The organism is Pseudomonas sp. LBUM1660 (assembly GCF_059695935.1).
Genome location: NZ_CP166795.1, coordinates 5,901,569 through 5,926,736, shown reverse-complemented (window position 1 = coordinate 5,926,736; position 25,168 = coordinate 5,901,569). Strand labels below are relative to the sequence as shown.

Annotated in this window: 17 protein-coding genes, 2 pseudogenes and 1 riboswitch; of the genes and pseudogenes, 11 read left to right on the top strand and 8 right to left on the bottom strand. The window is 60.9% G+C overall.

Going from position 1 to position 25,168, the window contains the following annotated elements; all coding sequences use genetic code 11:
- The first annotated feature begins 9 nt into the window (after window positions 1-9).
- The 4 genes from ACA068_RS27530 to ACA068_RS27515 all read left to right on the top strand — a co-directional run bounded on the left by ACA068_RS27530 (window position 10) and on the right by ACA068_RS27515 (window position 9,155).
- Window positions 10-549 carry a chemotaxis protein CheW gene (locus tag ACA068_RS27530; RefSeq protein WP_497306109.1) on the top strand — a complete coding sequence of 180 codons (540 nt, stop codon included), beginning with the start codon at window positions 10-12 and terminating at the stop codon, window positions 547-549.
- Between the two features lie 147 nt (window positions 550-696).
- Window positions 697-2,754, top strand: coding sequence for a methyl-accepting chemotaxis protein (locus ACA068_RS27525; RefSeq protein WP_497306107.1), 2,058 nt, complete (start codon window positions 697-699; stop codon window positions 2,752-2,754).
- Between the two features lie 52 nt (window positions 2,755-2,806).
- On the top strand, window positions 2,807-8,707 hold the full coding sequence (locus tag ACA068_RS27520) for an Hpt domain-containing protein (protein ID WP_497306105.1): 5,901 nt from the start codon (window positions 2,807-2,809) through the stop codon (window positions 8,705-8,707).
- The gene (locus tag ACA068_RS27515; protein ID WP_497306103.1) at window positions 8,700-9,155 is read left to right on the top strand and encodes a chemotaxis protein CheW; all 456 of its coding nucleotides are present in this window, start codon (window positions 8,700-8,702) and stop codon (window positions 9,153-9,155) included. The genes ACA068_RS27520 and ACA068_RS27515 overlap by 8 nt, the downstream gene beginning before the upstream one ends.
- A gap of 132 nt (window positions 9,156-9,287) precedes the next feature.
- On the opposite strand, the gene ACA068_RS27510 is transcribed toward ACA068_RS27515, so the two are convergent.
- Window positions 9,288-9,671: a DUF6124 family protein gene (locus ACA068_RS27510; RefSeq protein WP_497306101.1), complete on the bottom strand. Its 384-nt coding sequence runs from the start codon at window positions 9,669-9,671 to the stop codon at window positions 9,288-9,290.
- A gap of 305 nt (window positions 9,672-9,976) precedes the next feature.
- Between ACA068_RS27510 and ACA068_RS27505 the strand changes: the two are divergent.
- The 3 genes and pseudogenes from ACA068_RS27505 to madM form a co-directional block, all read left to right on the top strand.
- Window positions 9,977-10,606, top strand: a pseudogene (locus tag ACA068_RS27505) (transcriptional regulator).
- Entirely contained in the window at window positions 10,569-10,925 is a 357-nt protein-coding gene (locus tag ACA068_RS27500; protein WP_497306099.1) for a hypothetical protein, read from the top strand. Before ACA068_RS27505 ends, ACA068_RS27500 begins: the two are co-directional and overlap by 38 nt.
- A pseudogene (gene madM / locus ACA068_RS27495) lies at window positions 10,910-11,509 on the top strand (malonate transporter subunit MadM); the annotation flags it as partial. The gene ACA068_RS27500 and the pseudogene madM, both read left to right, overlap by 16 nt.
- Window positions 11,510-11,646: 137 nt before the next feature.
- Here the strand turns inward: madM and ACA068_RS27490 are convergent.
- A complete protein-coding gene (locus ACA068_RS27490) occupies window positions 11,647-12,561 on the bottom strand; it encodes a LysR family transcriptional regulator (protein ID WP_497306097.1) in 915 nt (304 codons plus the stop codon).
- Between the two features lie 129 nt (window positions 12,562-12,690).
- Between ACA068_RS27490 and trhA the strand changes: the two genes are divergently transcribed.
- Window positions 12,691-13,308, top strand: coding sequence for a PAQR family membrane homeostasis protein TrhA (trhA, locus tag ACA068_RS27485; protein ID WP_497306095.1), 618 nt, complete (start codon window positions 12,691-12,693; stop codon window positions 13,306-13,308).
- Between the two features lie 95 nt (window positions 13,309-13,403).
- Here the strand turns inward: trhA and ACA068_RS27480 are convergent, their stop codons facing one another.
- Together ACA068_RS27480 and ACA068_RS27475 are read right to left on the bottom strand one after the other, a co-directional pair.
- Window positions 13,404-14,123 carry a 16S rRNA (uracil(1498)-N(3))-methyltransferase gene (locus ACA068_RS27480; RefSeq protein ID WP_497306093.1) on the bottom strand — a complete coding sequence of 240 codons (720 nt, stop codon included), beginning with the start codon at window positions 14,121-14,123 and terminating at the stop codon, window positions 13,404-13,406.
- Between the two features lie 195 nt (window positions 14,124-14,318).
- Window positions 14,319-15,725 carry an adenosylmethionine--8-amino-7-oxononanoate transaminase gene (locus ACA068_RS27475; RefSeq protein WP_497306091.1) on the bottom strand — a complete coding sequence of 469 codons (1,407 nt, stop codon included), beginning with the start codon at window positions 15,723-15,725 and terminating at the stop codon, window positions 14,319-14,321.
- Window positions 15,726-15,947: 222 nt separating this feature from the next.
- On the opposite strand from ACA068_RS27475, the gene ACA068_RS27470 reads away from it, so the two are divergent.
- From ACA068_RS27470 to ACA068_RS27460, 3 genes are all read left to right on the top strand, one after another.
- The gene (locus ACA068_RS27470; protein WP_497306089.1) at window positions 15,948-17,726 is read left to right on the top strand and encodes a flavin monoamine oxidase family protein; all 1,779 of its coding nucleotides are present in this window, start codon (window positions 15,948-15,950) and stop codon (window positions 17,724-17,726) included.
- A gap of 261 nt (window positions 17,727-17,987) precedes the next feature.
- The gene (locus ACA068_RS27465; RefSeq protein WP_497306087.1) at window positions 17,988-18,539 is read left to right on the top strand and encodes a cytochrome b; all 552 of its coding nucleotides are present in this window, start codon (window positions 17,988-17,990) and stop codon (window positions 18,537-18,539) included.
- A gap of 32 nt (window positions 18,540-18,571) precedes the next feature.
- Window positions 18,572-19,165, top strand: coding sequence for a YceI family protein (locus tag ACA068_RS27460; RefSeq protein WP_497306086.1), 594 nt, complete (start codon window positions 18,572-18,574; stop codon window positions 19,163-19,165).
- Window positions 19,166-19,411: 246 nt separating this feature from the next.
- Here the strand turns inward: ACA068_RS27460 and rhlE2 are convergent, their stop codons facing one another.
- The 4 genes from rhlE2 to ahcY all read right to left on the bottom strand — a co-directional run bounded on the left by rhlE2 (window position 19,412) and on the right by ahcY (window position 24,888).
- Complete coding sequence (rhlE2, locus tag ACA068_RS27455) at window positions 19,412-21,289, bottom strand: RNA helicase RhlE2 (protein WP_497306084.1); 1,878 nt, start codon at window positions 21,287-21,289, stop codon at window positions 19,412-19,414.
- Between the two features lie 222 nt (window positions 21,290-21,511).
- Window positions 21,512-22,327 (bottom strand): substrate-binding periplasmic protein, encoded by an 816-nt coding sequence (locus tag ACA068_RS27450; protein ID WP_497306083.1) that lies wholly within the window; start codon window positions 22,325-22,327, stop codon window positions 21,512-21,514.
- A gap of 124 nt (window positions 22,328-22,451) precedes the next feature.
- Window positions 22,452-23,297 (bottom strand): methylenetetrahydrofolate reductase [NAD(P)H], encoded by an 846-nt coding sequence (gene metF, locus ACA068_RS27445; protein ID WP_497306081.1) that lies wholly within the window; start codon window positions 23,295-23,297, stop codon window positions 22,452-22,454.
- Window positions 23,298-23,478: 181 nt separating this feature from the next.
- The gene (gene ahcY / locus ACA068_RS27440; RefSeq protein ID WP_219095081.1) at window positions 23,479-24,888 is read right to left on the bottom strand and encodes an adenosylhomocysteinase; all 1,410 of its coding nucleotides are present in this window, start codon (window positions 24,886-24,888) and stop codon (window positions 23,479-23,481) included.
- Window positions 24,889-24,911: 23 nt separating this feature from the next.
- Window positions 24,912-25,014: riboswitch (S-adenosyl-L-homocysteine riboswitch) on the bottom strand.
- Between the last annotated feature and the right edge of the window lie 154 nt (window positions 25,015-25,168).

Genomic DNA, 25,168 nt, shown 5'->3' with positions numbered 1-25,168 from the left:
CGTCCGGCCATGACCGAGTCGCTGACGGCTTTCGAACTGCTGCTGCAGATCGACCAGCGCTGTCGTCTGCTGGCGGCGGATCTGCCATCCCAGCCGACCCGACAGGACCGCTGGAGCGGCATCGGCTTTCGCTTGGGCGAAAACTGGTACGTCGCGCCCATGGGCGAAGTCAGCGAGGTCCTGCACGAACCGCGTTTCACCCAATTGCCGGGCGTCAAACCCTGGGTCAAGGGTGTGGCCAACCTGCGCGGGCGATTGCTGCCGATCATGGATTTGTGCAGCTTCTTCGGTCATGAACAGTCGACCCTACGCAAACAGCGAAGGGTGTTGGTGGTGGAACACGGCGAAGTGTTTGCCGGGTTGATGGTCGACGAAGTCTTCGGCTTGCAGCACTTTGCCCAGGACAGTCTGGAACCGGTGTCGATGGCCGATCTGCACGGGCCGATTGCCGCGTTCGTCCGGGGCCGGTTTCAGCGTGAGCAGAGCTGGCAAATATTCAGCCCGTTTACGCTGGCGCAGTCACAAAGCTTCATGCATGTAGCGTTGTAATCCAGGCGACGCCGCAATCCTGTAGGAGCGAGGCTTGCCCGCGAAGAACGATAACGCAGTGTTCCTGTAAGACCGTAGCGCCTGCTTCGCGGGCAAGCCTCGCTCCTACAAGGGCGTCGTTGAATTGGGTAGTACAGGCGAGGACCGATGATAAAAACAAAAACAGGCAAGCCAGAAGGATCGCGCAGCCGCTCGCAGATCATCGTGCTGTTCATCGCGCTGATCATCTTTATCATGCTGCTGTTCGCCAACTTCGCTTACCTCAACACGCAAGCCACGTATGACAAACAGTACATCGGCCACGCCGGCGAGCTGCGCGTGCTGTCCCAACGCATCGCCAAAAACGCCACCGAGGCCGCTGCCGGCAAAGCGGCGGCGTTCAAGCTGCTGAGCGATGCGCGCAACGACTTTGCCCAACGCTGGGGTTACCTGAAAAAGGGCGACCCGGCCACCGGCCTGCCGCCGGCGCCGTCCACCGTGCGCCCGGAAATGCGCGCTGTGCAGCTCGACTGGGAACGCCTGCTGAAAAACACCGACGCCATCCTCTCCAGCGAGCAGACCGTACTGTCGCTGCATCAGGTCGCCGCAACGCTGGCCGAAACCGTGCCGCAGTTGCAGGTCGAGTACGAAAAAGTCGTCGAAATCCTCTTGCAGCGCGGCGCGCCGGCCGCTCAGGTGGCCATGGCCCAGCGCCAATCGCTGCTGGCCGAGCGCATTCTGGGCGCGGTGAACACCGTGCTTTCGGGTGATGAAAACTCGCAACAGGCCGCCGACGCGTTCGGTCGTGACGCCGCGCGATTCGGTCAGGTGCTCAACGGCATGCTCCAGGGCAATGCCTCGCTGCGGGTCAGCCAGGTCGAAGACCGCGATGCTCGTGCCAGGTTGACCGAGATTTCCGAGCTGTTCGAATTCGTTTCCGGCTCTGTGGATGAAATCCTCGAAACCTCGCCGGAGCTGTTAAAGGTTCGCGAATCGGCGACCAACATTTTCACCTTGTCGCAAACCCTGCTCGACGAAGCCTCGCTCCTGGCTACCGGGTTCGAAAACCTCGCTGGCGGGCGTGACACCGACACCATCGGCGGCTACGTGCTGGGCCTGCTGGCGCTGATGTCGATCATCCTCATCGGCCTGGTGATGGTTCGCGAAACCAATCGCCAGCTGCGCGAAACCGCCGAGAAGAACGAGCGCAACCAGACCGCGATCATGCGCCTGCTCGACGAGATCGAAGACCTGGCCGACGGCGACCTCACCGTGACGGCCTCGGTCACCGAAGACTTCACCGGGACCATCGCCGACTCGATCAACTATTCCGTCGATCAACTGCGCGATCTGGTGGCGACCATCAACCTCACCGCCGGCCAGGTCGCCGCTGCCGTGCAGGAAACCCAGGCCACCGCCATGCACCTGGCGCAGGCCTCGGAGCATCAGGCGCAACAGATCAGCGAAGCGTCCACCGCGATCAACGACATGGCGCAGTCCATCGACCAGGTTTCGGCCAACGCCGCCGAGTCCTCGGCGGTGGCCGAACGTTCGGTGGAAATCGCCAACAAGGGCAACGAGGTGGTGCACAACACCATCCACGGCATGGACAACATTCGCGAGCAGATTCAGGACACGGCCAAGCGCATCAAACGTTTGGGCGAGTCTTCTCAGGAAATCGGGGACATTGTCAGCCTGATCGATGACATTGCCGATCAGACCAACATCCTCGCGCTCAACGCGGCGATCCAGGCTTCGATGGCCGGTGATGCCGGGCGCGGTTTTGCGGTGGTGGCCGACGAAGTGCAGCGGCTGGCCGAGCGCTCATCCGCCGCCACGCGGCAGATCGAAACCCTGGTGCGGGCGATCCAGACCGACACCAACGAAGCGGTGATTTCCATGGAGCAGACCACCACCGAAGTGGTGCGCGGCGCGCGTCTGGCGCAGGATGCCGGAGTGGCCCTGGAAGAAATCGAGGGTGTGTCGAAGACCCTGGCGGCGCTGATCCAGAGTATTTCCAACGCCGCGCAGCAGCAGACGTCTTCGGCCGGTCAGATTTCCCTGACCATGAACGTGATCCAGCAGATCACCACGCAGACTTCATCGGGCTCCACCGCCACCGCCGAGAGCATCGGCAACCTGGCAAAAATGGCCAGCCAACTGCGGCGCTCGGTGTCCGGTTTCACCTTGCCGGCCGCCAAGGCGCAAGCGGCGGACACAGTGTGAATCGCCTGCGGGCGTATGCTTTTTTTGGGTAGAGCAGTGATTTGGAGTGGTTATGGGTGATCGGCACGACTATGTGGCCCTCGAGTGGGTCAAAGGCGAGATTGCCGAAACGCTGAAAGTGGCTCATCAGGCCATCGAAACCGTGCTTGATGACCCGCAGGCGACGCACGCCCTCAGTGAGTGCCTGGCGTGCATCCATCAGGTTCACGGCAGTTTGCAGATGGTCGAATTCTACGGCGCGGCCCTGTTTGCCGAAGAAATGGAACACCTGGCCACCGCCTTGCAACAGAACCGCGTCAGCCATCGCGACGAGGCGCTTCATTTGCTGTTGCAAGCCCTCGGGCAACTGCCGATCTACCTCGATCGGGTGCAAGGCGCGCGCCGTGACCTACCCTTGGTCGTGCTGCCGTTGATCAACGACTTGCGCAGCGCCCGGGGCGAAAGCCTTTTGTCGGAGACCAGCCTGTTCAGCCCGCAATTGACCGACCTGCCAGCGCTGGACGAAGCGTCGCTGGCCCTGCTGGAACCGGCGGATTTTCCCAATGTGCTGCGCAAGTTGCGGCAGATGCTGCAGATGGCCCTGGTCGGGCTGCTGCGTGAGCAGGATGACGAAACCCACCTCGGTTATCTGACCAAGGTTTTTTCACGCCTGGAAGGGTTGTGCGGCAACGCACCTTTGAGCCCGTTGTGGCAAGTGGCCTCGGCGCTGGTCGAAGGCATGCGTGCGGGTTCGATTGCCAACAGTCCGGCGCTGCGCAGCCTGTTCAAGGACGCCGACAAAGAACTCAAGCGCCTGCTCGAACAGGGCCTGCGCGGCATCAATCAGCCGGCACCGCCGGAGTTGCTCAAGAGTTTGCTGTTTTACATTGCCAAGGCCGAACATCCCACCGGGCAGATGCTGACCATGAAAGATCGCTACGGACTGGACGACGCGCTGCCTGACAGCGCAATGGTCGACGAAGAACGCGCCCGCCTGGCCGGACCGGACCGTGACGCCATGCGTTCGGTGCTGGCCGCGCTGTGCGAGGAGCTGGTGCGGGTCAAGGAACGCCTGGACCTGTTTGTGCGCAGCGACCGCCAGCACACCTCCGACCTCGAAACCCTGTTGGCACCGTTGCGGCAAATCGCCGACACCCTGGCGGTGTTGGGTTTCGGCCAACCGCGCAAAGTCATCATCGATCAACTGGCGGTGGTGCTGAGTCTCGCCCAAGGCCAGCGCGAACCCAACGATGCCATTCTCATGGACGTCGCCGGGGCCTTGCTCTACGTCGAAGCGACGCTGGCCGGCATGGTCGGCACCGTTGAGCCGGAGAGCCAGGAAGAAAGCCACCTGCCGACCACCGACCTGACGCAGATCCATCAGATCGTGATCAAGGAAGCGCGCATCTGCCTGCAACAGGCTAAGGACATGATCGTCGACTACATCGACGCCGACTGGGATCGGCAGCACTTGCAGGCCTTGCCGGCGTTGCTGACCCAGGTGCGCGGCGCGCTGTCGATGATTCCGTTGGGCCGCGCGGCGAGCCTGATCGAAACCTGCAACCACTTCATTCGCGAGCATCTGCTGCTGGACCCGGACCAGCCCGACTGGCAGGAACTGGACAGCCTGGCCGACGTCATCACCAGCATCGAGTATTACCTGGAGCGTCTCAGCGACGACCCCGAGGCTCCCGGCGAACAGCTGCTCGACGTGGCGGAAAAGAGCCTGGCGTCACTCGGCTTTTTCCCCAGCGAACAGCATGTGCCGATGCTCGAGGATGTGCTGAGCCCGAGTGAAGCTCAGGTGATGCAGGACCTGCAGGAACTCGATGACCCCGATACCGTGCAGTCGCTGGCCGATGTCTTGGCCAGCCCGGTGTATTCGGTCAATCCGCCGGCCCTGACCACCCCGGGCAGCCTGCTGCCACCGCCCGCCGGCGAAGAGCCGGTGGACGATGAGCTGCGGGAAGTCTTCCTCGAAGAAACCGATGAAGTCCTGGAAATCCTCCGGGAGTACTTGCCGCGCTGGACGGCCAACCCGGACGATAAACCCGCCTTGAGTGAATTGCGCCGGGCGTTCCATACCTTGAAAGGCAGTGGCCGGATGGTCCGTGCGCTGGTGCTGGGTGAGTTGGCGTGGGCAGTGGAAAACCTGCTCAACCGCGTGCTGGAGCACAGCGTTGCGCCTGGGGCGGCGGTGCAACAATTGCTCCACGATGCACTGGAGCTGCTGCCGGCGTTGGTGGCTGAATTTGCCGCCAATGCCCAGCGCCAATGCAATCAGGTCGACCAACTGGCCGCTAGCGCCCATGCCCTCGCCAAGGGCGAAGCACCTGCCAGCGATGAAGACACCCAGGATGTCGCGGCCCTCGATCCGCTGTTGCTGGAGATCTTCCGCAAGGAAGCCGAGACCCATCTCGCCAGCCTCAACCGTTTCCTCGATCAAGCCGCCGAGCACGTGCCGCTGCAAGCCAGCGACGAGTTGCAGCGGGCGTTGCACACCTTGAAGGGCAGCGCGTCGATGGCCGGCGTATTGCCGATCGCCGAGCTGGCGACGCCACTGGATCAACTGGCCCGTGAATACAAGGCGCACTTGATCGCCCTCGACCTCGACGAAGTCGAACTGCTGCTGGAAGCTGAAGGTCTGTTCCGTCTCGGGTTGCGGCAACTCAAGGCTGATCCGCTGGCCGAGATCCCGGGGGCGCAGTCGTTGATCGAACGCACCAAGACGCTGCTCGCCGAACGTCTGGATGCGCTGTTGAAAGCGCCGAACACCGTGCTGCGGATCAAGCGTGATCCGCAACTGATCAACAACTTCCTGGCCCAGGGCATGGACATCCTGCTGGACGCCGAAAGCCTGTTGCAGCGCTGGCAGCAGCACCCCGGCGAGCGTCAGGAACTCAGCGCGTTGCTGGACGAATTGACCACGTTGGGCGAAGGCGCGCACCTCGCTGATCTGCACCCGGTCGATGAACTCTGCGAAGCATTACTCGACCTGTACGGTGCGGTGGAAGAGAGCAGCCTGGCGGTCAGCGACCGGTTTTTCCACGAGGCGCAAAGTGCTCACGAAGCGTTGATCAACATGCTCGACGAACTGGCCGCCGGCCAGGAAGTCAGCCCGCAACCGGAACGCATCCGGGCCTTGCGCGGCTTGCTCGATGAGAGCCTTGATCCCTCGTCCATGGGCCTGATCCGCAGCGACGGCAGCCGCACCCTGAGCATCCGGGAATTGGGTAGCGCCACCGCCGAACTGGAAAAGACCGCGACCCAGGTCGAACTCGACGATGAGATCGTTTCGATCTTCCTCGAAGAAGCGGTGGATATCCTCGAGAGCGCTGGCCAGGCCTTGCAGCGCTGGCTCAGCGACCCGGACAACGCCGCGCCGCTGTCGTCCTTGCAGCGGGATTTGCATACCCTCAAGGGCGGCGCGCGGATGGCCCAGGTCGAGCCGGTCGGCGACCTGGCCCATGAACTGGAAAGCCTTTACGAAGGTCTGGTGGACCGCCGTTACAGCCACAGTGAAACCCTGGCGCAGCTGCTGCAACAGAGCCATGACCGGCTCGCGGTGCTGCTCGAGCAGTTGCAGAACCAGCACACCCTGGGTGCTCCGAACGAACTGATCGAAGCGATTCGCGAGTTCCGTCAGGGCAATGCCAACACCACCGAAGTGGCGGAACCCGCGCCAGCCAATGACTCGCCAGGCCACGACCCCGAGCTGCTGGAGATCTTTCTCGAGGAAGGTTTCGACATCATCGAAAACTCCGGCGCGGCGCTGGTGCGCTGGCAAGCCGAACCGTCGAACCGTCAGGAAGTGGAAACCCTGCTACGCGATCTGCACACGCTCAAGGGCGGAGCGCGGATGGTGGAAATTGCCCCCATCGGCGACCTCGCCCATGAGCTGGAATTTCTCTACGAAGGCCTGTCCGCTGGCTTGCTGCAACCGACCCCGGCGCTGTTCGCGCTGCTGCAAAGCAGTCACGACCGACTGGCGCAAATGCTCGATGCCACCCGCGCAGGCCAGCCCTTGCCGCCGGCCGATCGGTTGATCGACGCAATCAAGAACTTCAGCCATCCCGCTGTTCTCGATACACCGGTGATCGTGCCCGCCACGCCGAAACCCGACGCCCCGGCACCGCAAGCCGAAGCGGGCGCCGACATGGTCAAGGTCTCGGCAGAACTGCTCGACGATCTGGTTAACCTGGCCGGCGAAACGTCGATCTTCCGTGGCCGTATCGAACAACAGGTCAACGATGCACGCGTGGCCCTGAGCGAGATGGAAACCACCATCGAGCGCATGCGCGATCAGTTGCGCCGGCTCGACACGGAAACCCAGGGACGGATTCTCAGCCGCCAGCAGGTCGACGCCGAACGCCAGGGCTACGAAGAATTCGATCCGCTGGAAATGGACCGCCACTCGCAGTTGCAGCAGTTGTCGCGGGCGCTGTTCGAATCGGCCTCCGATCTGCTCGACCTTAAGGAGACCCTCGACCAACGAAATCAGGACGCGGAAAACCTGCTGCAACAGCAGGGACGCATCAACACTGAATTGCAAGAAGGCCTGATGCGTACGCGCATGGTGCCGTTCGAGCGCATGTTGCCGCGGTTGAAACGCATCGTCCGTCAGGTCTCTAGTGAACTGGGCAAAGACGTCGAGTTTGTGGTCGGCAACGCCGAAGGCGAGATGGATCGCAACGTGCTTGAGCGCATGGCGGCTCCACTGGAACACATGCTGCGCAACGCCGTGGACCACGGCCTGGAATCGGCCGAAGTGCGTATCGCCGCCGGCAAACCGGCCCAAGGCCGGATCACCCTCGACCTGTCCCGCGAGGGCGGCGATATCATTTTCGACATTCGCGACGACGGTGCGGGCGTGCCGCTGGACGCGGTGCGGCGCAAGGCAATCAAACGCGGCTTGCTGGCCGCGGACGCCGATATCAGCGACCGCGACGTGCTGCAATTCATCCTGCAACCGGGGTTCTCCACCGCCGAGAAAATCACTCAGATCTCCGGGCGTGGCGTGGGCATGGACGTGGTTCACGAAGAAGTCCGGCAGCTCGGTGGCACCATGATCATCGACTCGACACCGGGGCAGGGCGTGCATTTCCGGATTCGCCTGCCATTCACCGTGTCGGTCAACCGCGCGCTGATGGTGCAGTGTCTGGAGGATCAATACGCGATCCCGCTGAACACCATCGACGGCATCGTTCGCGTGCTGCCCAACGAACTCGAAGGGCATTACCGGCTCGATCCACCGACCTATGAATACGCCGGGCAGACGTATGAGCTGTGCTACCTCGGCGAACTGCTGAAAACCAGCACCCGCCCGAAACTGTTGGGCCAGAGCCTGCCGCTGCCGGTCTTGCTGGTGCAGTGCAACGAGCGGCACGTCGCCGTGCAGGTGGACTCGATGGCCGGCACTCGCGAGATTGTGGTCAAAAGCCTCGGCCCGCAGTTTGCGTCGGTGCAAGGGTTGTCCGGGGCGACGATTCTGGGCGATGGCCGGGTGGTGCTGATTCTCGATTTGCTGGCGCCAATCCGCGCCATGCAAGCGCACGTGCCGCAGAGGACCCAGACCCAGGACCCGGAAGTCGAGCCGCATAAGCCGCTGCTGGTGTTGGTGGTCGACGATTCTGTCACTGTGCGCAAGGTCACCAGCCGCCTGCTCGAACGCCACGGCATGAACGTGTTGACCGCCAAGGACGGGGTCGATGCCATGCTGCTGCTCGAAGACCACCTGCCCGACGTCATGCTGCTCGACATCGAAATGCCGCGCATGGACGGTTTTGAAGTCGCGACCCAGGTACGCGCCGACGAACGTCTGCAGCACTTGCCAATCATCATGATCACCTCGCGCACCGGCCAGAAACACCGCGACCGCGCCATGGCCATCGGCGTCAACGACTACCTCGGCAAGCCGTACCAGGAATCGGTGCTGCTCGACAGCATTGCCCTGTGGAGCAAAACCCATGCTTGAACACCGCACCAGCAATCTCACCGGCCTGCTGTTGCCCCTGGCCGACCGCAACCTGATTCTGCCCAACGTGGCGGTGGCGGAGTTGATTGACTACCAACCGGGGGCGTTCGATCTGGATACGCCGCCGTGGTACCTGGGGTTGGTGACGTGGCGGGACCGGCAGATTCCGTTGCTGAGTTTCGAGTCGGCGTGTGGCAATAAAACCGTCATCGGCGAGCGGGCGCGGATCGTCATTCTCAATGCCCTGGGCGGGCGGCCGGAGTTGAAGTTCATTGCCCTACTGGTGCAGGGGATTCCGCGCTCGTACAAGCTCGACAGTCAGTTGAGCTATGTCGATGTGCCATTGTGTCCGCTGGAGCAGGCGGCGGTGCAGGTGGGGGAGCAAGTGGCGAAGGTGCCGGATTTGCTGGCGCTGGAGGAGCTGCTGGTGAATGCCGGGTTGATCTGACCCGTATCCTGTGGCGAGGGAGCTTGCTCCCGCTGGGTTGCGAAGCAGCCCCAAAATCTCCAGCGAACCGATTATTTAGCGACTGCTGCGCAGCCGAACGGGAGCAAGCTCCCTCGCCACAGGGATTGTGCGCTAGACCTTGCCGCGCATCTGCATCTGCAACGCCTCGTTATGATCCAGCGCCCGCTCCACCAACAACTGCACGCCATCGGCCATTCGACTGAGCGCCAAAGCTACCGAACGGCGCGAACCTTCCACATCGTCTGCCAGATCGGCCGCAATGGCGCTGATGGACAGCAAGTCTTCGGAGGCGTTGGCCAGCAGGGCTTCGGCGTCAATGTCGGGGCATACGGTGAAGAGCTGGGACTTGTTACGGCGCCTCGACGGTTTTTCGTGAGCAGGGGGGAAGTAATGAGCGAAGGCGCGGTCGGCGGCTTCCTTGAGTTTTTCGGCTTCGAGAGATGCTTGGGGATCGGTGCCAGTGTTTTCTGCTGGGTTGGTCGTTACCTTGGACATTATGAGTTTCCGATTACAGATTGGCGTTGGTCCATTCGAAATGAATGGCGCTTTTTCTCCGTCTTTTCGGGGGTTCCAGACCCGGTCGCTGATTTGGCAGCGACCCGTAAACGATAACGATCAGCGCAAAACCCCACCAGTCAGCGGCTTCCGGCATTGCTGTAGGCCACGACGCCAGACTGCGTAGCCTCTCACCGTTCCTGCGGACAAATGTTTAAACACAAATCCCCATTCGGCTCTCGACAGGTTAAAGATTCCCAAAAAGGGACCTATCGTTCCCTTTTTGGGACTTATCGGTTGCCACTGTGAAAAACCTTTCCCTCAGCGAAGCCTTGTTCACCACCACTCAGCAAAAAGTGCTGGGCTTGTTGTTCGGCAAACCCGACCGCAGTTTTTACGCCAACGAGATCGCCCGCTGGGCTCAAGTGGGTAAAGGCAGCCTCATGCGCGAGCTGGATCGATTACAGCAGGCAGGCGTGTTGACCCTGACCCGTCAGGGCAACCAGACCCACTATCAGGCCAATCCGCAATGCCCGATTTATGCTGAGCTGTTGGGCATCGCCCGCAAAACGTTTGGCATCGCCGAACCTCTGCGCCAGGCGCTGCAACCCTTTGCCGAACAGATCACTTGGGCATTTGTGTAAGGCTCTATCGCCAAGGATCAGGCGAACGCATCCAGTGACATTGATCTCATGCTGATCGGCGAAGGCCTGCACTACGGTGAAGTGATGGAGCGGCTCATGCCTCTGGAGGAACAACTGGGCCGCGCCCTCAACCCGACGCTCTACACCCCTGACGACTGGGCCGCAAAACTGACGGCTGAAAACAGTTTCGTCGTGCGGGTCGCGCAGCAAGACAAGATCAACCTGATGGGGGAAAACCCTTTGGAGTCCAAGGATGGGCAGCAACGAGAATCTGGAGAACCTGTTACGTAGCGGTGGACTGAAAGCGGAGCCACTGGATCGCAAGGAATGTGAAGGGTTGATGCGGTCGGCTGTGGATCGATTGAAAGATGCGCAAACGTCTTCACTGTCCTTCGCGAGTCGTTTCGACTTGGCTTACAACGCTGCCCACGCCCTTGCACTGACAGCTCTTCGCTTGTGTGGCTACCGTTCAGACAAGCGATATCTGGTGTTCCAGTGCCTGGTTCATACCGCCGATATTGGCAAAGTACCGGTTCGGTTGTTCGCCCTGTGTCATGAGCGACGAAACCTGGCGGAATACGAAGGCTACATGGAGTCGGCGGCACCATGACTGGAGGGCAAAAAGGCTTGGCGGACCTGTCGTTGTTCTCCGGCATCGGCTTGATGGGCGGCGCCATGTTGCGTGACTTCGCCATCGTCGCCACGGCGTTCGAAGTGCAGGCCACCGAAGCGAAGAAGGCCGGGTTGATTGGTGTGATTGCGCTGCTGCTGGGCACGATCCTGCCGTTCATTGTCGGGGCGAGCATGGCCTGGGCGTTCGGGTATCGCGATGCGATCAGCATGACCACCATCGGCGCGGGTGCGGTGACGTACATCGTCGGGCCGGTGACCGGCGCGGCGATTGGCGCGAGTTCGGACGTGGTGGCGTTGTCGATTGCCACCGGGTTGATCAAGGCGATTCTGGTGATGGTCGGCACGCCGATGGCCGCGCGCTGGATGGGGCTGGATAACCCGCGCTCGGCGATGGTGTTTGGCGGGTTGGCGGGCACGGTGAGTGGTGTGACCGCCGGGCTGGCGGCGACGGATCGGCGGTTGGTGCCTTATGGGGCGTTGACGGCGACGTTCCATACCGGGCTTGGGTGCTTGCTGGGGCCTTCGTTGTTGTACTTCATTGTTCGCGGGATTGTGGGTTGAGCCGCGGGATCTTCGCTGGCTGTTCTGGCGCTTTCGCGGGCAAGCCTCGCTCCTACAGGTTTTGTGTCGTGGCCTAATCCATGGCACATGCACATCCTGTAGGAGCGAGGCTTGCCCGCGAAGGGCGCGACACGGTCTCAAGCCTGGCGATTGGCATACATCCGACACTCCGCCAACAACGCCAGCAAATTCGGATCGCGCTCCTTGGCCTTCAGGAACACCACGCCGATGTGCTGCTGCAACCGATACCGTTCCTGCAACGGAATCAACTTCACCCGGTTCTCATACACCGCCGCAATCCTCCCCGGCAGCAGCGCGTAACCCACTCCCGAACTGACCATGCTCAGCAGGGTGAAGATGTCGTTGACCTGCATCGCCACCTTCGGCTCGAACCCCGCCTGCTTGAACACCCGATTGCCGTCCTGGTGCGTGGCAAAGCCCTGGGTCAGGGTGATGAAGGTTTCGTCGCGCACTTCGGCCAGGTCGACTTCCGCCCGTTGGGCAAACTTCGAATCCGCCGGCGTGGCCAGGAAGATGTCATCGGAAAACAGCGGAATCTGCTCGCAGTCCGGGTCGTTGACGCTGTCGTCCAGGGACACCAGGATCGCGTCGACTTCCATGTTCTTGAGCTTGTACAGCAAGTCGAAATTCGAGCCGAGGATCAGGTCGATGTTGAGCTCGCTGCGACGGATCTTCAGGCCCATGATCAGCTGCGGCACCGTCTTCACTGTCAGCGAATACAACGAGCCGAGCTTGAAGCGTTCAGCCGAGAACCCGGCGGCTTCGCGGGTCAGGCGCACGGTTTCGACCACGTCCTGAATCAGCTTCTGCGCGCGTTCTTCCAGCACATAGGCGCTTTCCAGCGGCGTGAGGTTGCGGCCTTCGTGTTTGAACAGCGGGCAGCGCAAGGCGCTTTCCAGGGAATGGATCGCCCGGTGCACGCTGACGTTGCTGGTCTGCAACTCGGCAGCCGCCCGAGCCAGGTTGCCGGTGCGCATGAAGGCGAGGAACACCTCGAGTTTTTTCAGGGTCAACTCTTCGTCGATCAGCATGGCGTGGACTCTTATTCGAATGGCTCGATTGTGCACGCATGAGGGCATTTGTGATCTGAAACATTGCGCTTTTAAGCTCAAGGCCTGAGCCTTGCGCGATGTTGTATTGGATTTCGAGGTGAGCAACACATGTATCACGGGGAACGATTGAACGCCTGGACGCATTTGGTCGGGGCGGTGGCGGCGACGGTTGGGGTGGTGTGGATGCTGGTGATTGCCAGCTTGGACGGTAGCCCGTGGAAGATCGTCAGCGTGGCGATTTACGGTTTTACCTTGATGGTGCTTTACAGCGCCTCGACCGTTTACCACAGCGTGCGCGGGCGCAAGAAAGCGATCATGCAAAAGGTCGATCACTTTTCGATCTACTTGCTGATTGCCGGCAGCTACACACCGTTTTGCCTGGTGACCTTGCGCGGGCCGTGGGGCTGGACGTTATTCGGGATTGTCTGGGGGTTGGCGCTGATCGGCATCCTGCAAGAGATCAAGCCGCGTTCGGAAGCGCGGGTTCTGTCGATCGTGATTTATGCGGTGATGGGCTGGATCGTGCTGGTGGCGGTCAAGCCGTTGCTGGCGGCGTTGGGCAGCACGGGTTTTGCCTGGCTGGCGTCGGGCGGGGTGTTGTACACCGTGGGGATTGTCTTTTTTGCACTCGATCATCGGTTGCGGCATGCGCACGGGATCTGGCATTTGTTCGTGATCGCGGGGAGTTTGCTGCACTTCGTGGCGATTATGTTTTATGTCCTGTAGGAGCGAGGCTTGCCCGCGAAGGCCTCACCGCGGTCACCCTAAAGCACCGCGGTGAGGCCTTCGCGGGCAAGCCTCGCTCCTACAGTTAGTGGTGTCTAGAAATCCCCCCAAAGTTGCTGGGCAACCGCCAGTGCAACCACTGGCGCAGTCTCGGTGCGCAACACCCGCGGGCCGAGGCGGGCGGCATGGAAGCCGCCAGCCTTGGCCTGCTCGACTTCAGCGTCCGACAACCCACCCTCAGGCCCAATCAGAAACGCCAACGTCCCAGGCTTGGCATGACTCACCAACGGCTCAGCCACCGGATGCAGCACCAGTTTCAATTCAGCCTCGGTCTGCTTCAACCAGTCCGCCAGCAACAGCGGCGGATGAATCACCGGCACCCGTGAACGCCCGCATTGCTCGCACGCGCTGATTGCCACCTGGCGCCAATGCATCAAGCGTTTGTCGGCGCGTTCGTCCTTCAGGCGGACTTCACAGCGATCGCTGAAAATCGGGGTGATTTCGGTGACGCCCAGTTCGGTGGCTTTCTGGATCGCCCAGTCCATGCGCTCACCTCGGGACAGGCCCTGGCCGAGGTGGATCTGCAAGGGCGACTCGATTTGCCCGGCGAAGCTTTCATCGATCTGCACGACGACGCGCTTCTTGCCGACCTCCACCAGTTTGGCGCGAAACTCATGGCCCGAGCCGTCGAACAGTTGCAGCGCATCACCCTCGGCCATGCGCAGCACGCGGCTGATGTAATGGGCCTGGGCCTCGGGCAACTCGTGTTCGCCAGTGCTCAAGGGGGCGTCGATAAAGAAGCGGGACAGTCTCATCTTGGATCTCTGTAAAAGTCGAATATAGCAGCGTGCTCAATCAGCTTTTGTGGCGAGGGAGCTTGCTCCCGCTGGGTTGCGAAGCAGCCCCAAACCCGGCGACCGCGATTTGTCAGTTAAAACGCGCAAGCAGGAGTACGACTGCTTCGCAGCCGAGCGGGAGCAAGCTCCCTCGCCACAGGGTTTCTCGGTGACTCAGCCCGGATCGCGGAAGCCGGGATGGAAGTCTTTCGGCACCGACACGCTGATGCCGTCACGGGTCGCAATGTCGATGCCTTCACTGGCCACTTCTGCCAGAAAATCGATCTGCTCCGGTGTAATCACATAAGGCGGCAGGAAATACACCACGCTGCCCAACGGTCGAAGTAAAGCACCGCGTTCCAGTGCGTGCTGGAACACCTTCAAACCGCGACGTTCCTGCCACGGATAAGCTTCCTTGGTGGCCTTGTCCTTGACCATCTCGATGGCCAGCACCATGCCGGTCTGGCGCACTTCCGAAACGTTCGGGTGATCGGCCAGGTGCGCGGTGGCGGAGGCCATGCGCTGCGCCAATGCCTTGTTGTTCTCGATGACGTTGTCTTCTTCGAAGATATCCAGCGTCGCCAAGGCCGCCGCGCACGCCAGCGGATTGCCGGTGTAGCTGTGCGAATGCAGGAAGGCGCGCAGGGTCGGGTAGTCATCGTAGAACGCGCTGTAGACGTCCTCGGTCGTCACGCACGCCGCCAACGGCAGATAACCGCCGGTCAGGGCCTTGGACAGGCAGAGGAAGTCCGGGCGGATGCCGGCCTGTTCACAGGCGAACATCGTCCCGGTGCGGCCGAAACCGACGGCGATTTCGTCGTGGATCAGGTGCACGCCATAGCGGTCGCAGGCTTCGCGCAGCAGTTTCAGATAAACCGGGTGGTACATGCGCATGCCGCCAGCGCCCTGGATCAGCGGCTCGACAATCACTGCCGCGACGGTGTCGTGATTCTCGGCCAGGGTCTGTTCCATGGCGGCGAACATGTTGCGCGAGTGTTCTTCCCAGCTCATGCCTTCGGGGCGCAGGTAGCAATCGGGACTCGGCACCTTGATGGTGTCCAGCAGCAGCGCCTTGTAGGTCTCGGTGAACAGCGGCACGTCGCCTACCGACATCGCCGCCATGGTTTCGCCGTGGTAGCTGTTGGTCAGGGTGACGAAGCGCTTCTTGTTCGGCTGGCCGCGGTTGAGCCAGTAGTGAAAGCTCATTTTCAGCGCGACTTCGATGCAGGACGAGCCGTTATCGGCATAGAAGCACCGGGTCAGGCCTTCCGGCGTCATCTTCACCAGGCGCTCCGACAGCTCGATCACCGGCTGATGGCTGAAACCGGCAAGGATCACGTGCTCCAGCTGATCGACCTGGTCCTTGATGCGCTGGTTGATGCGCGGGTTGGCGTGGCCGAACACGTTGACCCACCAGGAGCTGACGGCGTCGAGGTAGCGTTTGCCTTCGAAGTCCTCCAGCCACACGCCTTCACCGCGCTTGATCGGGATCAGCGGCAGCTGTTCGTGGTCTTTCATCTGGGTGCAGGGATGCCACAGCACCGCGAGATCGCGTTGCATCCACTGGTTATTCAGGCCCATGTTCAGTCTCCTCGAGGCGGCTCGCTGGTTTCGCGGGCAAACAATCGCGCAAGCCTATGCAATGCATCGCACGGGGACAACCCATTGTGTCGATTGAGCTACTTTGTATAGGTCGATAGACGTCGCTGGCGGCCTTTTGATGGCTAACGTATTCTTCGCGGTTCTTTGAGTCGCCTGACTCGTAAAACCGCTATTTTCTCGTGTATTTCCGGAGTTCGCTGAATGTCTGCTGGTTGGCTGCGCGCCTGTGCGCTGGTGATGTTGGGGCTGTTCAGCGTGTCTGCGCTGGCCAAGGATAAAACGGCGATCGTGATCGGCGGCGGGCTCTCGGGCCTTACCGCCGCTTATGAACTGCAGAACAAAGGCTGGCAGGTGACCCTGCTGGAAGCCAAGCCGAGCCTGGGCGGTCGCTCCGGCATGGCCACCAGCGAGTGGATCGGCAACGACAAGACCCAGCCGGTCCTGAACAAATACGTATCGACCTTCAAGCTGAGCACCACGCCAGCCCCTGAGTTCGTGCGGACCCCGAGCTACCTGATCGATGGCGTGTATTACACCGCCGCCGATCTGGCCACCAAGGAACCGGCCACCAGCGAGGCGCTCAAGCGCTACGAAAAGACCGTGGATGATCTGGCGCGTTCGATCGAAGATCCTCAGAACCCGGCGGCCAACAGTACGCTGCACGCTCTGGATCAGATCAACGTCTCCAACTGGCTCGACCGTCTGAGCTTGCCAGCCACGGCACGTCAGTTGGTGAACCAGCAGATTCGTACCCGTTATGACGAACCTTCGCGCCTGTCGCTGCTGTATTTCGCACAGCAGAGCCGTGTTTACCGCGGCGTCTCCGACCGTGACCTGCGTGCCTCGCGCCTGCTCGGCGGCAGCCCGGTACTGGCCCAGGCCTTTGTCAAGCAGCTGAAAACCATCAAGACCAGCTCTCCAGTGTCGTCCATCACCCAGGACAAGGACGGCGTGACCGTCAAAGTCGGCAGCGTCGGCTATCAGGCTGACTACGTGGTGGTGGCCGTGCCGTTGCGCGCCCTGAACAAGATTCAAATGACCCCGGCGCTGGATGCCCAGCACCTGGGCGCCATCAAGGGCACCAACTACGGCTGGCGTGACCAGATCATGCTGAAGTTCAAGACGCCAGTGTGGGAAAGCAAGGCGCGCATGTCCGGCGAGATCTACAGCAACACCGGCCTGGGCATGTTGTGGGTCGAGCCGGCGCTGAAGGGTGGCGCCAACGTGGTGATCAACCTGTCCGGCGATAACGCACGGGTGATGCAGGCGTTCGGCGACAAACAGATGGTCGACCAGGTGCTGATTCGTCTGCACGCGTTTTATCCACAGGCGCGCGGTTCGTTCACCGGTTATGAAATCCGCCGCTACAGCACCGACCCGTCGATGGGCGGCGCTTACCTGGCCTTCGGCCCGGGCCAGATCAGCAAATACTGGCGCCTGTGGGAACGTCCGCTGCAGCGCGTAGCGTTCGCTGGCGAGCACACCGACACCTTGTACCCGGGCACGCTGGAAGGTGCGCTGCGCACCGGTCAGCGCGCGGCCAGTCAGGTTGAAGACCTGGCAGCGGGCAAGTCGTTTGAGCCTGCGAAGGTTGTGCCGGCAGCGACCGCTGTAGCGGCGGGTGCGGTGGCGGCGAAGAAAGGCAACTTCTTCACCAACCTGTTCGGTGGTTCGTCCGATGACGACAAGAAGCCGGAACCCGTCAAGGCACCAGAGCCAGTGGCTCCGGTAGCACCGGCTCCTGCTCCAGTGCCAACTCCAGCCCCTGCGCCAGTGGAAGCACCGAAGCCTGCTGTTCCTGTCAAAGCCGAGCCAGCCAAAAAAGCCGCGGCCAAGCCTGCGGCGAAGAAGCCTGCGGCTAAAACCGAGGCCAAAAAGGCTCCGGCAAAACCTGCGGCGAAGAAAGCTGAACCTGCGAAGAAGCCGGCGGCCAAGCCTGCTGCGCCAACTCCGGCAGCGACAGAGACCAAGGCGCAGTAAGGCTTTGGCGTGAAAGGAAGCGCGGCTTGAGAGCCGCGCTTTTTTTTGCCTGGCAGATAGCATTCGCGAGCAGGCCTCCCATTCACCTGGCATTTCTGCGCGTGCAGCTAACATCCCGCCACACTTTCGCCTTTAATCTTTCCTTAACGCCTTTCTTTCAGACTCTTGATCGTATTTCTCGATATTTCAAAGCGAAATTTTCCGCTTTAATTCGATAGATAACTCGATAGTCTTGGTCGCAGTTCTCACAGGATTTGGGCAATGCAGCTACGTAATTCTTCTTCGCGCTACGGTTGGGTCAGCATCTTCATGCACTGGGGCGTGGCGCTGGCGGTCTTCGGCTTGTTCGCGCTGGGCTTGTGGATGGTCGGTCTCGACTACTACAGCACCTGGCGTAAAGACGCGCCGGAATTGCACAAGAGCATTGGCCTGGTGTTGTTGGCTGTCATGGTCTTGCGGGTGTTGTGGCGCTTTATCAGCCCGCCACCGCCGACACTGGAAACGTATAGCCGCATGACGCGTCTCGGCGCCAAGTTCGGTCATTCGTTCCTGTACCTCAGTCTGTTTGCGGTGATGATTGCCGGATACCTGATTTCCACCGCAGACGGTGTCGGGATTTCGGTGTTTGGCCTGTTTGAAATTCCTGCGCTGGTTTCCGGGCTACCGGACCAGGCAGACACCGCCGGTGTGATCCATCTGTATCTGGCGTGGGCACTGGTAATTTTTTCCGGTCTCCATGCGTTGGCAGCATTGAAACACCACTTTATCGACCGTGATGCGACCCTCACTCGAATGCTGGGCCGCAAAGCCTGAAGTTCAACCTCGACTCCAAAGGAATAGAAAGCATGTTGAAAAAAACACTCGCTGCTCTGGCAATCGGTTCGGCTCTGCTGTCCGCTAACGTAATGGCGGCCGACTATGTCGTCGACAAAGAAGGCCAGCACGCCTTCGTTGACTTCAAGATCAGCCACTTGGGCTATAGCTTCATCACCGGTACCTTCAAAGATATCGATGGCAAGTTCAGCTTCGATGCGGCCAAGCCGGAAGACAGCAAGATCGAGTTCAATGTCAAAACCGCCAGCGTATTCACCAACCACGCTGAACGTGACAAGCACATCGCCAGCGGTGACTTCCTGAACGTGGGCAAGTTTGGCGATGCCAAGTTCGTCTCCACCAGCGTCAAATCCACCGGCAAAAACGCCGCTGGCAAAGACACTGCCGACGTGACCGGCGACCTGACCATTCTTGGTGTGACCAAACCAGTCGTGGTCAAGGCCACTTTCCTGGGCGAAGGCAAGGATCCGTGGGGCGGCTACCGTGCCGGCTTCGAAGGCACTACCAGCATCAAACGTTCCGATTTCGGCAAACAGAAAGACCTGGGCCCATCGTCCGATGCGGTCGATCTGTACGTGACGTTTGAAGGTGTGAAAGCGAAGTAATTTTCGCCGCCTGAACAAAAACGCCCCCGATCTCGCGATCGGGGGCGTTTTTTATGGCGAACATAATCTGCGTCGCACCACAAATCCTGTAGAAGCGAGGCTTGCCCGCGAAAGCGCCAGCGGCCTCACCACGGAAATCCGGTTGACCCCTTCGCGGGCAAGCCTCGCTCCTACAGGGATTTTGGTGAAGCAAAAAAAAATGCCCCGGATCGTGAGACCCGGGGCATTTTTCATTGCAGCGATAAATCAGCGATTGCGGGTCAGCAACGCTGGCTTCTCACCGCGCGGACGGCCTGGCAGTTGATCAAGTTGCTCTGGAGTCGGGAAACGATCGGTTTTCGACTCCTTGTGAATGATCTTCGGTGCCGGTCCGCGCGGGTTTTGCACGGCCGGTTCCGAACGCGGCTGGTCGTCGGTGCGAGCCGGACGACGGTTGCGGGACTCTTCGCGGCGGGCCTGGCCGTCACGTGGAGCGCCGTTGCGAGGGCCGCTGCGCTTGGCCGGCGGGGTGCCGGTGGTGGCGCCGTCGCTGCTGCGCGGACCGCTTTGGCGACCCTGAGGCTTGCCGCCGGTGCGTGGAGCACCTGCGCCGGCTGCCGCGCCTGGTGCCGGAGCACCCGGACGGCGGCCACGGCCCTGAGCCGGTTTGGCTTGAGGCACGTAGTCAACGCGGTTACCGAAGTTATCCACATCGTCGTCCAGGAACTCATCCGGAGCACGATCAGCGGCAGCACGAGGGGCCGGACGCTGTTGCTCGCGAGCCGGGGTGCCTTCGCGTGGTTTGTGTTCACGGGCCGGGCGATCACCACGGCCAGTGGCTGCAGGTTTTTCCTTGCCGCCCTTGTCCTTGCCCTTGTCTTTACGACCGCCGCCACCGCCGGTGCCGTTCGGGCCGTCGCCGCGTGGGCCACGTGGGTTGCGTGGGTTACGCACATCCGGACGCTCGCGCACTTCCGGTTTTTCGGCTTCTACAGCGCTGGAGTCGAAGCCCATCAGGTTGCCGTCGGCAATCTTCTGCTTGGTCATGCGCTCGATGCTTTTCAGCAGCTTTTCTTCGTCCGGGGCAACCAGCGAGATCGCCTCACCCGAACGACCGGCACGGCCGGTACGGCCGATACGGTGAACGTAATCTTCGTCGACGTTCGGCAGTTCGAAGTTGACCACGTGTGGCAGTTGGTCGATGTCGAGGCCGCGCGCGGCGATGTCGGTAGCGACCAGGATGCGCACTTCACCGGCCTTGAAGTCGGCCAGGGCTTTGGTGCGGGCGTTCTGGCTCTTGTTGCCGTGGATCGCGACGGCGCTGAGGCCGTGTTTGTCCAGGTACTCGGCCAGACGGTTGGCGCCGTGCTTGGTGCGGGTGAACACCAGGACCTGTTCCCAGGCGCCAGCGGTGATCAAGTGCGCCAGCAGCGAACGCTTGTGGTTGGCTGGCAGGCGGAAGACGCGTTGCTCGATGCGCTCGACCGTGGTGTTCGGTGGCGTGACTTCGATGCGTTCCGGGTTGTGCAGCAGCTTGCCGGCGAGGTCGGTGATGTCTTTGGAGAACGTCGCCGAGAACAGCAGGTTCTGACGTTTGCTCGGCAGACGAGCCAAGACCTTCTTCACGTCATGGACAAAGCCCATGTCGAGCATGCGGTCGGCTTCGTCCAGCACGAGGATTTCCACGTGGGACAAATCGACGCTGCCTTGGCCAGCGAGGTCGAGCAGACGGCCCGGGCAGGCCACCAGCACGTCAACACCGCGGGACATGGCCTGAACCTGCGGGTTCATGCCGACGCCGCCGAAGATGCAGGCGCTGACGAACTTCAGGTCACGGGCATAGACCTTGAAGCTCTCGTGTACTTGAGCCGCGAGTTCGCGGGTAGGGGTCAGGACCAGTACGCGCGGTTGGCGCGGGCCGTGACGCTGGGATTTGTCCGGGTGACCGTTAGGGAACAACCGCTCCAGAATCGGAAGGGCGAAGCCGCCGGTTTTACCAGTACCTGTCTGAGCCGCGACCATAAGGTCGCGACCTTGCAACACGGCGGGGATAGCCCGCTGTTGCACCGGAGTAGGCTCGGTATAGCCCGCTGCCTCGATGGCGCGGACTAAAGCCTCGGAGAGACCGAGGGAAGCAAAGGACATGAGTAATCCTGTTTTAGTTAGGGCTTGGCCCAATGGGAGTCTTGCCTGGCGCGAATGGCGTTTAAGAGGAACGCAATCCCGTCCGGTCCTGCTGGGCCTCGAAGGCTCGTCTGGAGCGCTCGCGCGGGCTGAAAAGCTGCGCTGTAGCGGATCGAGATGCCTTGAACAAGTCCGAGCGTCCGGGCGTGAGCCTGGCGGGAAGGCCGGAGTATAACAGAGCAATCACTGCGCGCCGCTTTCCTGCTGCTCAACGGTTTTTACGGTGGCCGTGGTGGCGGTAGTAGCTTGCCCTCCGGTGCCGGGACCCGCGCCATAACGGGCGCTGAGCTCCGCGTAGGCGGGCTCGCGCTTGAAGCGCTTGAGCTCGGCACCGAAACGCTGCACCAGCAAATCCATGCCGGCGTTGCGCCGTACCGCCAAAAACTGGCTCTGGTGGCTGATGACGGTGGGGTTTTCGGTGATCTTGTCGCGGATGCCCAATTCGTCGAGCAAATGCTGGCCGACCCGGCGATCGGTGATCAACAGGTCGATGCGCCCGCGCACCAGTTTTCCGAAGTTGGCTTCGTGGGTGGGCGCCGGCTCCCGAGTAAACAGTGTCGAGCCGCTGAAGTCCTCGCTGTACAGATAACCCGGCGAGGTGCCGATAGTCAGGCCTTTCAGATCGTCCAGGGTGCGAAACGGATGGGGCCGCTCATTGGCGTAGAACATCACGAATTCGACTTCCGACAGCGGTTCGCCGGGATACAGGAGTGTCGCATCGCGTTCATCGCTATGAAAGATGTCCAGCGCGCCATCGGCCTGGCCCGATTCAAGCATCGACAGACAGCGTTTCCATGGCAGGAACTGCCAATCCACTTCGATTCCCAGGCGATTGAAGACGATGGCCGTGGTTTCGTAATCCAGGCCCAGGGATTTGCCGTTTTCCTCATACACATAAGGCGCCCACGGCTCGGTGACAATGCGCAGCTTCTCGCCCCGGGCGGCAAAGCTCAGGCAAGTGAAAAGAAACACGGTCAGTAACTGTGCGATCAGAGGCATGGCTTGAGATTACGACGAGAAATCATAAAGAGCCAGAAGGTCGATTCAGAAGCTCTGGCCCAATGCGCAGTCCATAAAAAAGGCCCTGGGTTTCGCCAGAGCCTTTTTGCAGTACTGCACTGTATCAGCGCGGCAGCTTCAGGTTATTCCACACTGCCAGACTCGCTTCAGCCTGGTTCAGTGTGTAGAAGTGCAGCCCCGGTGCGCCACCTTGCAGCAGGCGTTCGCACATTTCTGTGATGACTTGCTCACCAAAGCCTTGGATGCTCTGAGTGTCGTCGCCGTAGGCTTCCAGCTGCTTGCGGATCCAGCGCGGAATTTCCGCACCGCAAGCGTCGGAGAAACGCGCGAGTTTGCTGTAGTTGGTGATCGGCATGATCCCCGGCACGATCGGGATGTGCACGCCCATCGCCCGTACACGCTCGACGAAGTAGAAGTAGCTGTCGGCGTTGAAGAAGTACTGGGTGATCGCACTGTTGGCGCCAGCGTTGGCCTTGCGAACGAAGTTGTTCAGATCGTCTTCGAAATTGCGCGCTTGCGGATGCATTTCCGGGTAGGCAGCGACTTCGATGTGGAAATGATCGCCGGTTTCTTCACGAATGAATTGAACCAGGTCATTGGCGTGGCGCAATTCGCCGCTGGCCATGCCCATACCCGAAGGCAGGTCACCGCGCAGGGCAACGATGCGCTTGATGCCGGCTGCCTTGTATTGAGTCAACAGGCCGCGCAGGTCGTCCTTGCTGTCGCCAACGCAAGACAGATGCGGTGCGGCAGGGACTTTGACTTCGCTTTCGAGCTGCAACACGGTGTTGAGGGTGCGATCACGGGTCGAACCGCCAGCGCCATAGGTGCAGGAGAAGAAATCGGGGTTGTACGTGGCCAGCTGACGAGCAGTGGCGAGCAGTTTTTCATGCCCAGCGTCGGTCTTCGTAGGGAAGAACTCGAAGCTGTAGCGACGGTCTTGGGACATGGTCATATCCTTGGAAACGCGTAAGCCTTGCAGGCGCCGTGCTCTCTGTAGGAGCGAAGCTTGCTCGCGAATATTGGCGCCGCGGTGTTTCAGTAACACCGCGGTGAAGCGTTCGCGAGCAAGCTTCGCTCCTACAGAGCGATGAGTCCGCCCCACAGAGTAGGGCGGACAGCAGGACCGATCAGTAGCGGTAAGCGTGCGGCTTGAACGGACCTTCGACGGTCACGCCGATGTAGTCGGCCTGGGTCTTGGTCAGTTGAGTCACCACGCCGCCGAAACCGCGGACCATTTCCAGGGCCACTTCTTCGTCGAGTTTCTTCGGCAGTACTTCAACGGTCAGGCGCTCGGCTTTCTGGGCTGGCGACAGGTCGGCGTACTTCTGGCCGAACAGGAAGATCTGCGCCAGAACCTGGTTGGCGAACGAACCGTCCATGATGCGGCTTGGGTGGCCGGTGGCGTTACCCAAGTTAACCAGACGGCCTTCAGCCAACAGGATCAGGTAGTCGTCGTTCTGGGCATCGAATGCGCCAGGACCGGTACGGTGGATCTTGTGAACCTGTGGCTTCACTTCTTCCCATGCCCAGTTCTTGCGCATGAAAGCGGTGTCGATTTCGTTGTCGAAGTGGCCGATGTTGCAGACAACAGCGCGCTTCTTCAGGGCTTTGAGCATGTTTGCATCGCAAACATTGACGTTGCCGGTGGTGGTCACGATCAGGTCGATCTTGCCCAGCAGGGCTTTGTCGATGCTGGCTTCGGTGCCGTTGTTGATACCGTCGATGAACGGCGAAACCAGCTCGTAACCGTCCATGCAGGCTTGCATGGCGCAGATTGGGTCGACTTCGGAAACCTTGACGATCATGCCTTCCTGACGCAGGGACTGAGCGGAGCCCTTGCCCACGTCACCGTAACCGATGACCAGCGCTTGCTTGCCGGACAGCAGGTGGTCGGTACCGCGCTTGATCGCATCGTTCAGGCTGTGACGGCAGCCGTACTTGTTGTCGTTCTTGCTCTTGGTTACCGAGTCGTTGACGTTGATGGCCGGGATTTTCAGCTCGCCCTTGGCCAGCATGTCCAGCAGACGGTGAACGCCAGTGGTGGTTTCTTCGGTGACGCCGTGGACGCGGTCCAGGATCGCCGGGTATTTCTTGTGCAGCAGCTCGGTCAAGTCGCCGCCGTCGTCGAGGATCATGTTGGCATCCCAAGGCGCGCCATCTTTCAGGATGGTTTGCTCCAGGCACCACTCGTACTCTTCTTCGGTTTCGCCTTTCCAGGCATAAACCGCGATGCCGGCAGCAGCGATAGCGGCAGCGGCCTGGTCTTGAGTCGAGAAAATGTTGCAGGACGACCAACGCACTTCGGCACCCAGGGCAACCAGGGTTTCGATCAGCACGGCGGTCTGAATGGTCATGTGGATGCAGCCGAGGATCTTGGCGCCTTTCAGCGGCTGCTCACCGGCGTATTTGCGGCGCAGACCCATCAGGGCTGGCATTTCGGATTCGGCGATGATGGTTTCGCGACGGCCCCAGGCAGCCAGGGACATGTCGGCCACTTTGTAATCGGTAAAATCTGCAGGCGTGATAACAGCGCTCATGATGAGCCTCCATTCGTAATGTATGCGAATGGGCGCCGTTGTGCGTTTAGTGTCCGGCCGATCATGGCCAGTCAACGCCCCATCCGAGCCTGACAGGTCGAACCTGCTGCAGCGCCCCTCGGACAGGTGGCGGGAAAACGGTATCAATGGAACGTTACCGTTTTGAAACGGTGGCGATTATAGCGGGCTATTCTTATCTTCCAAAGCGTTTCTATCAGTCAATGTCCGAACGGTAATCGAGACCATAGTCGATGCTCAATAGAGCTCTAGGTCGGGCTCT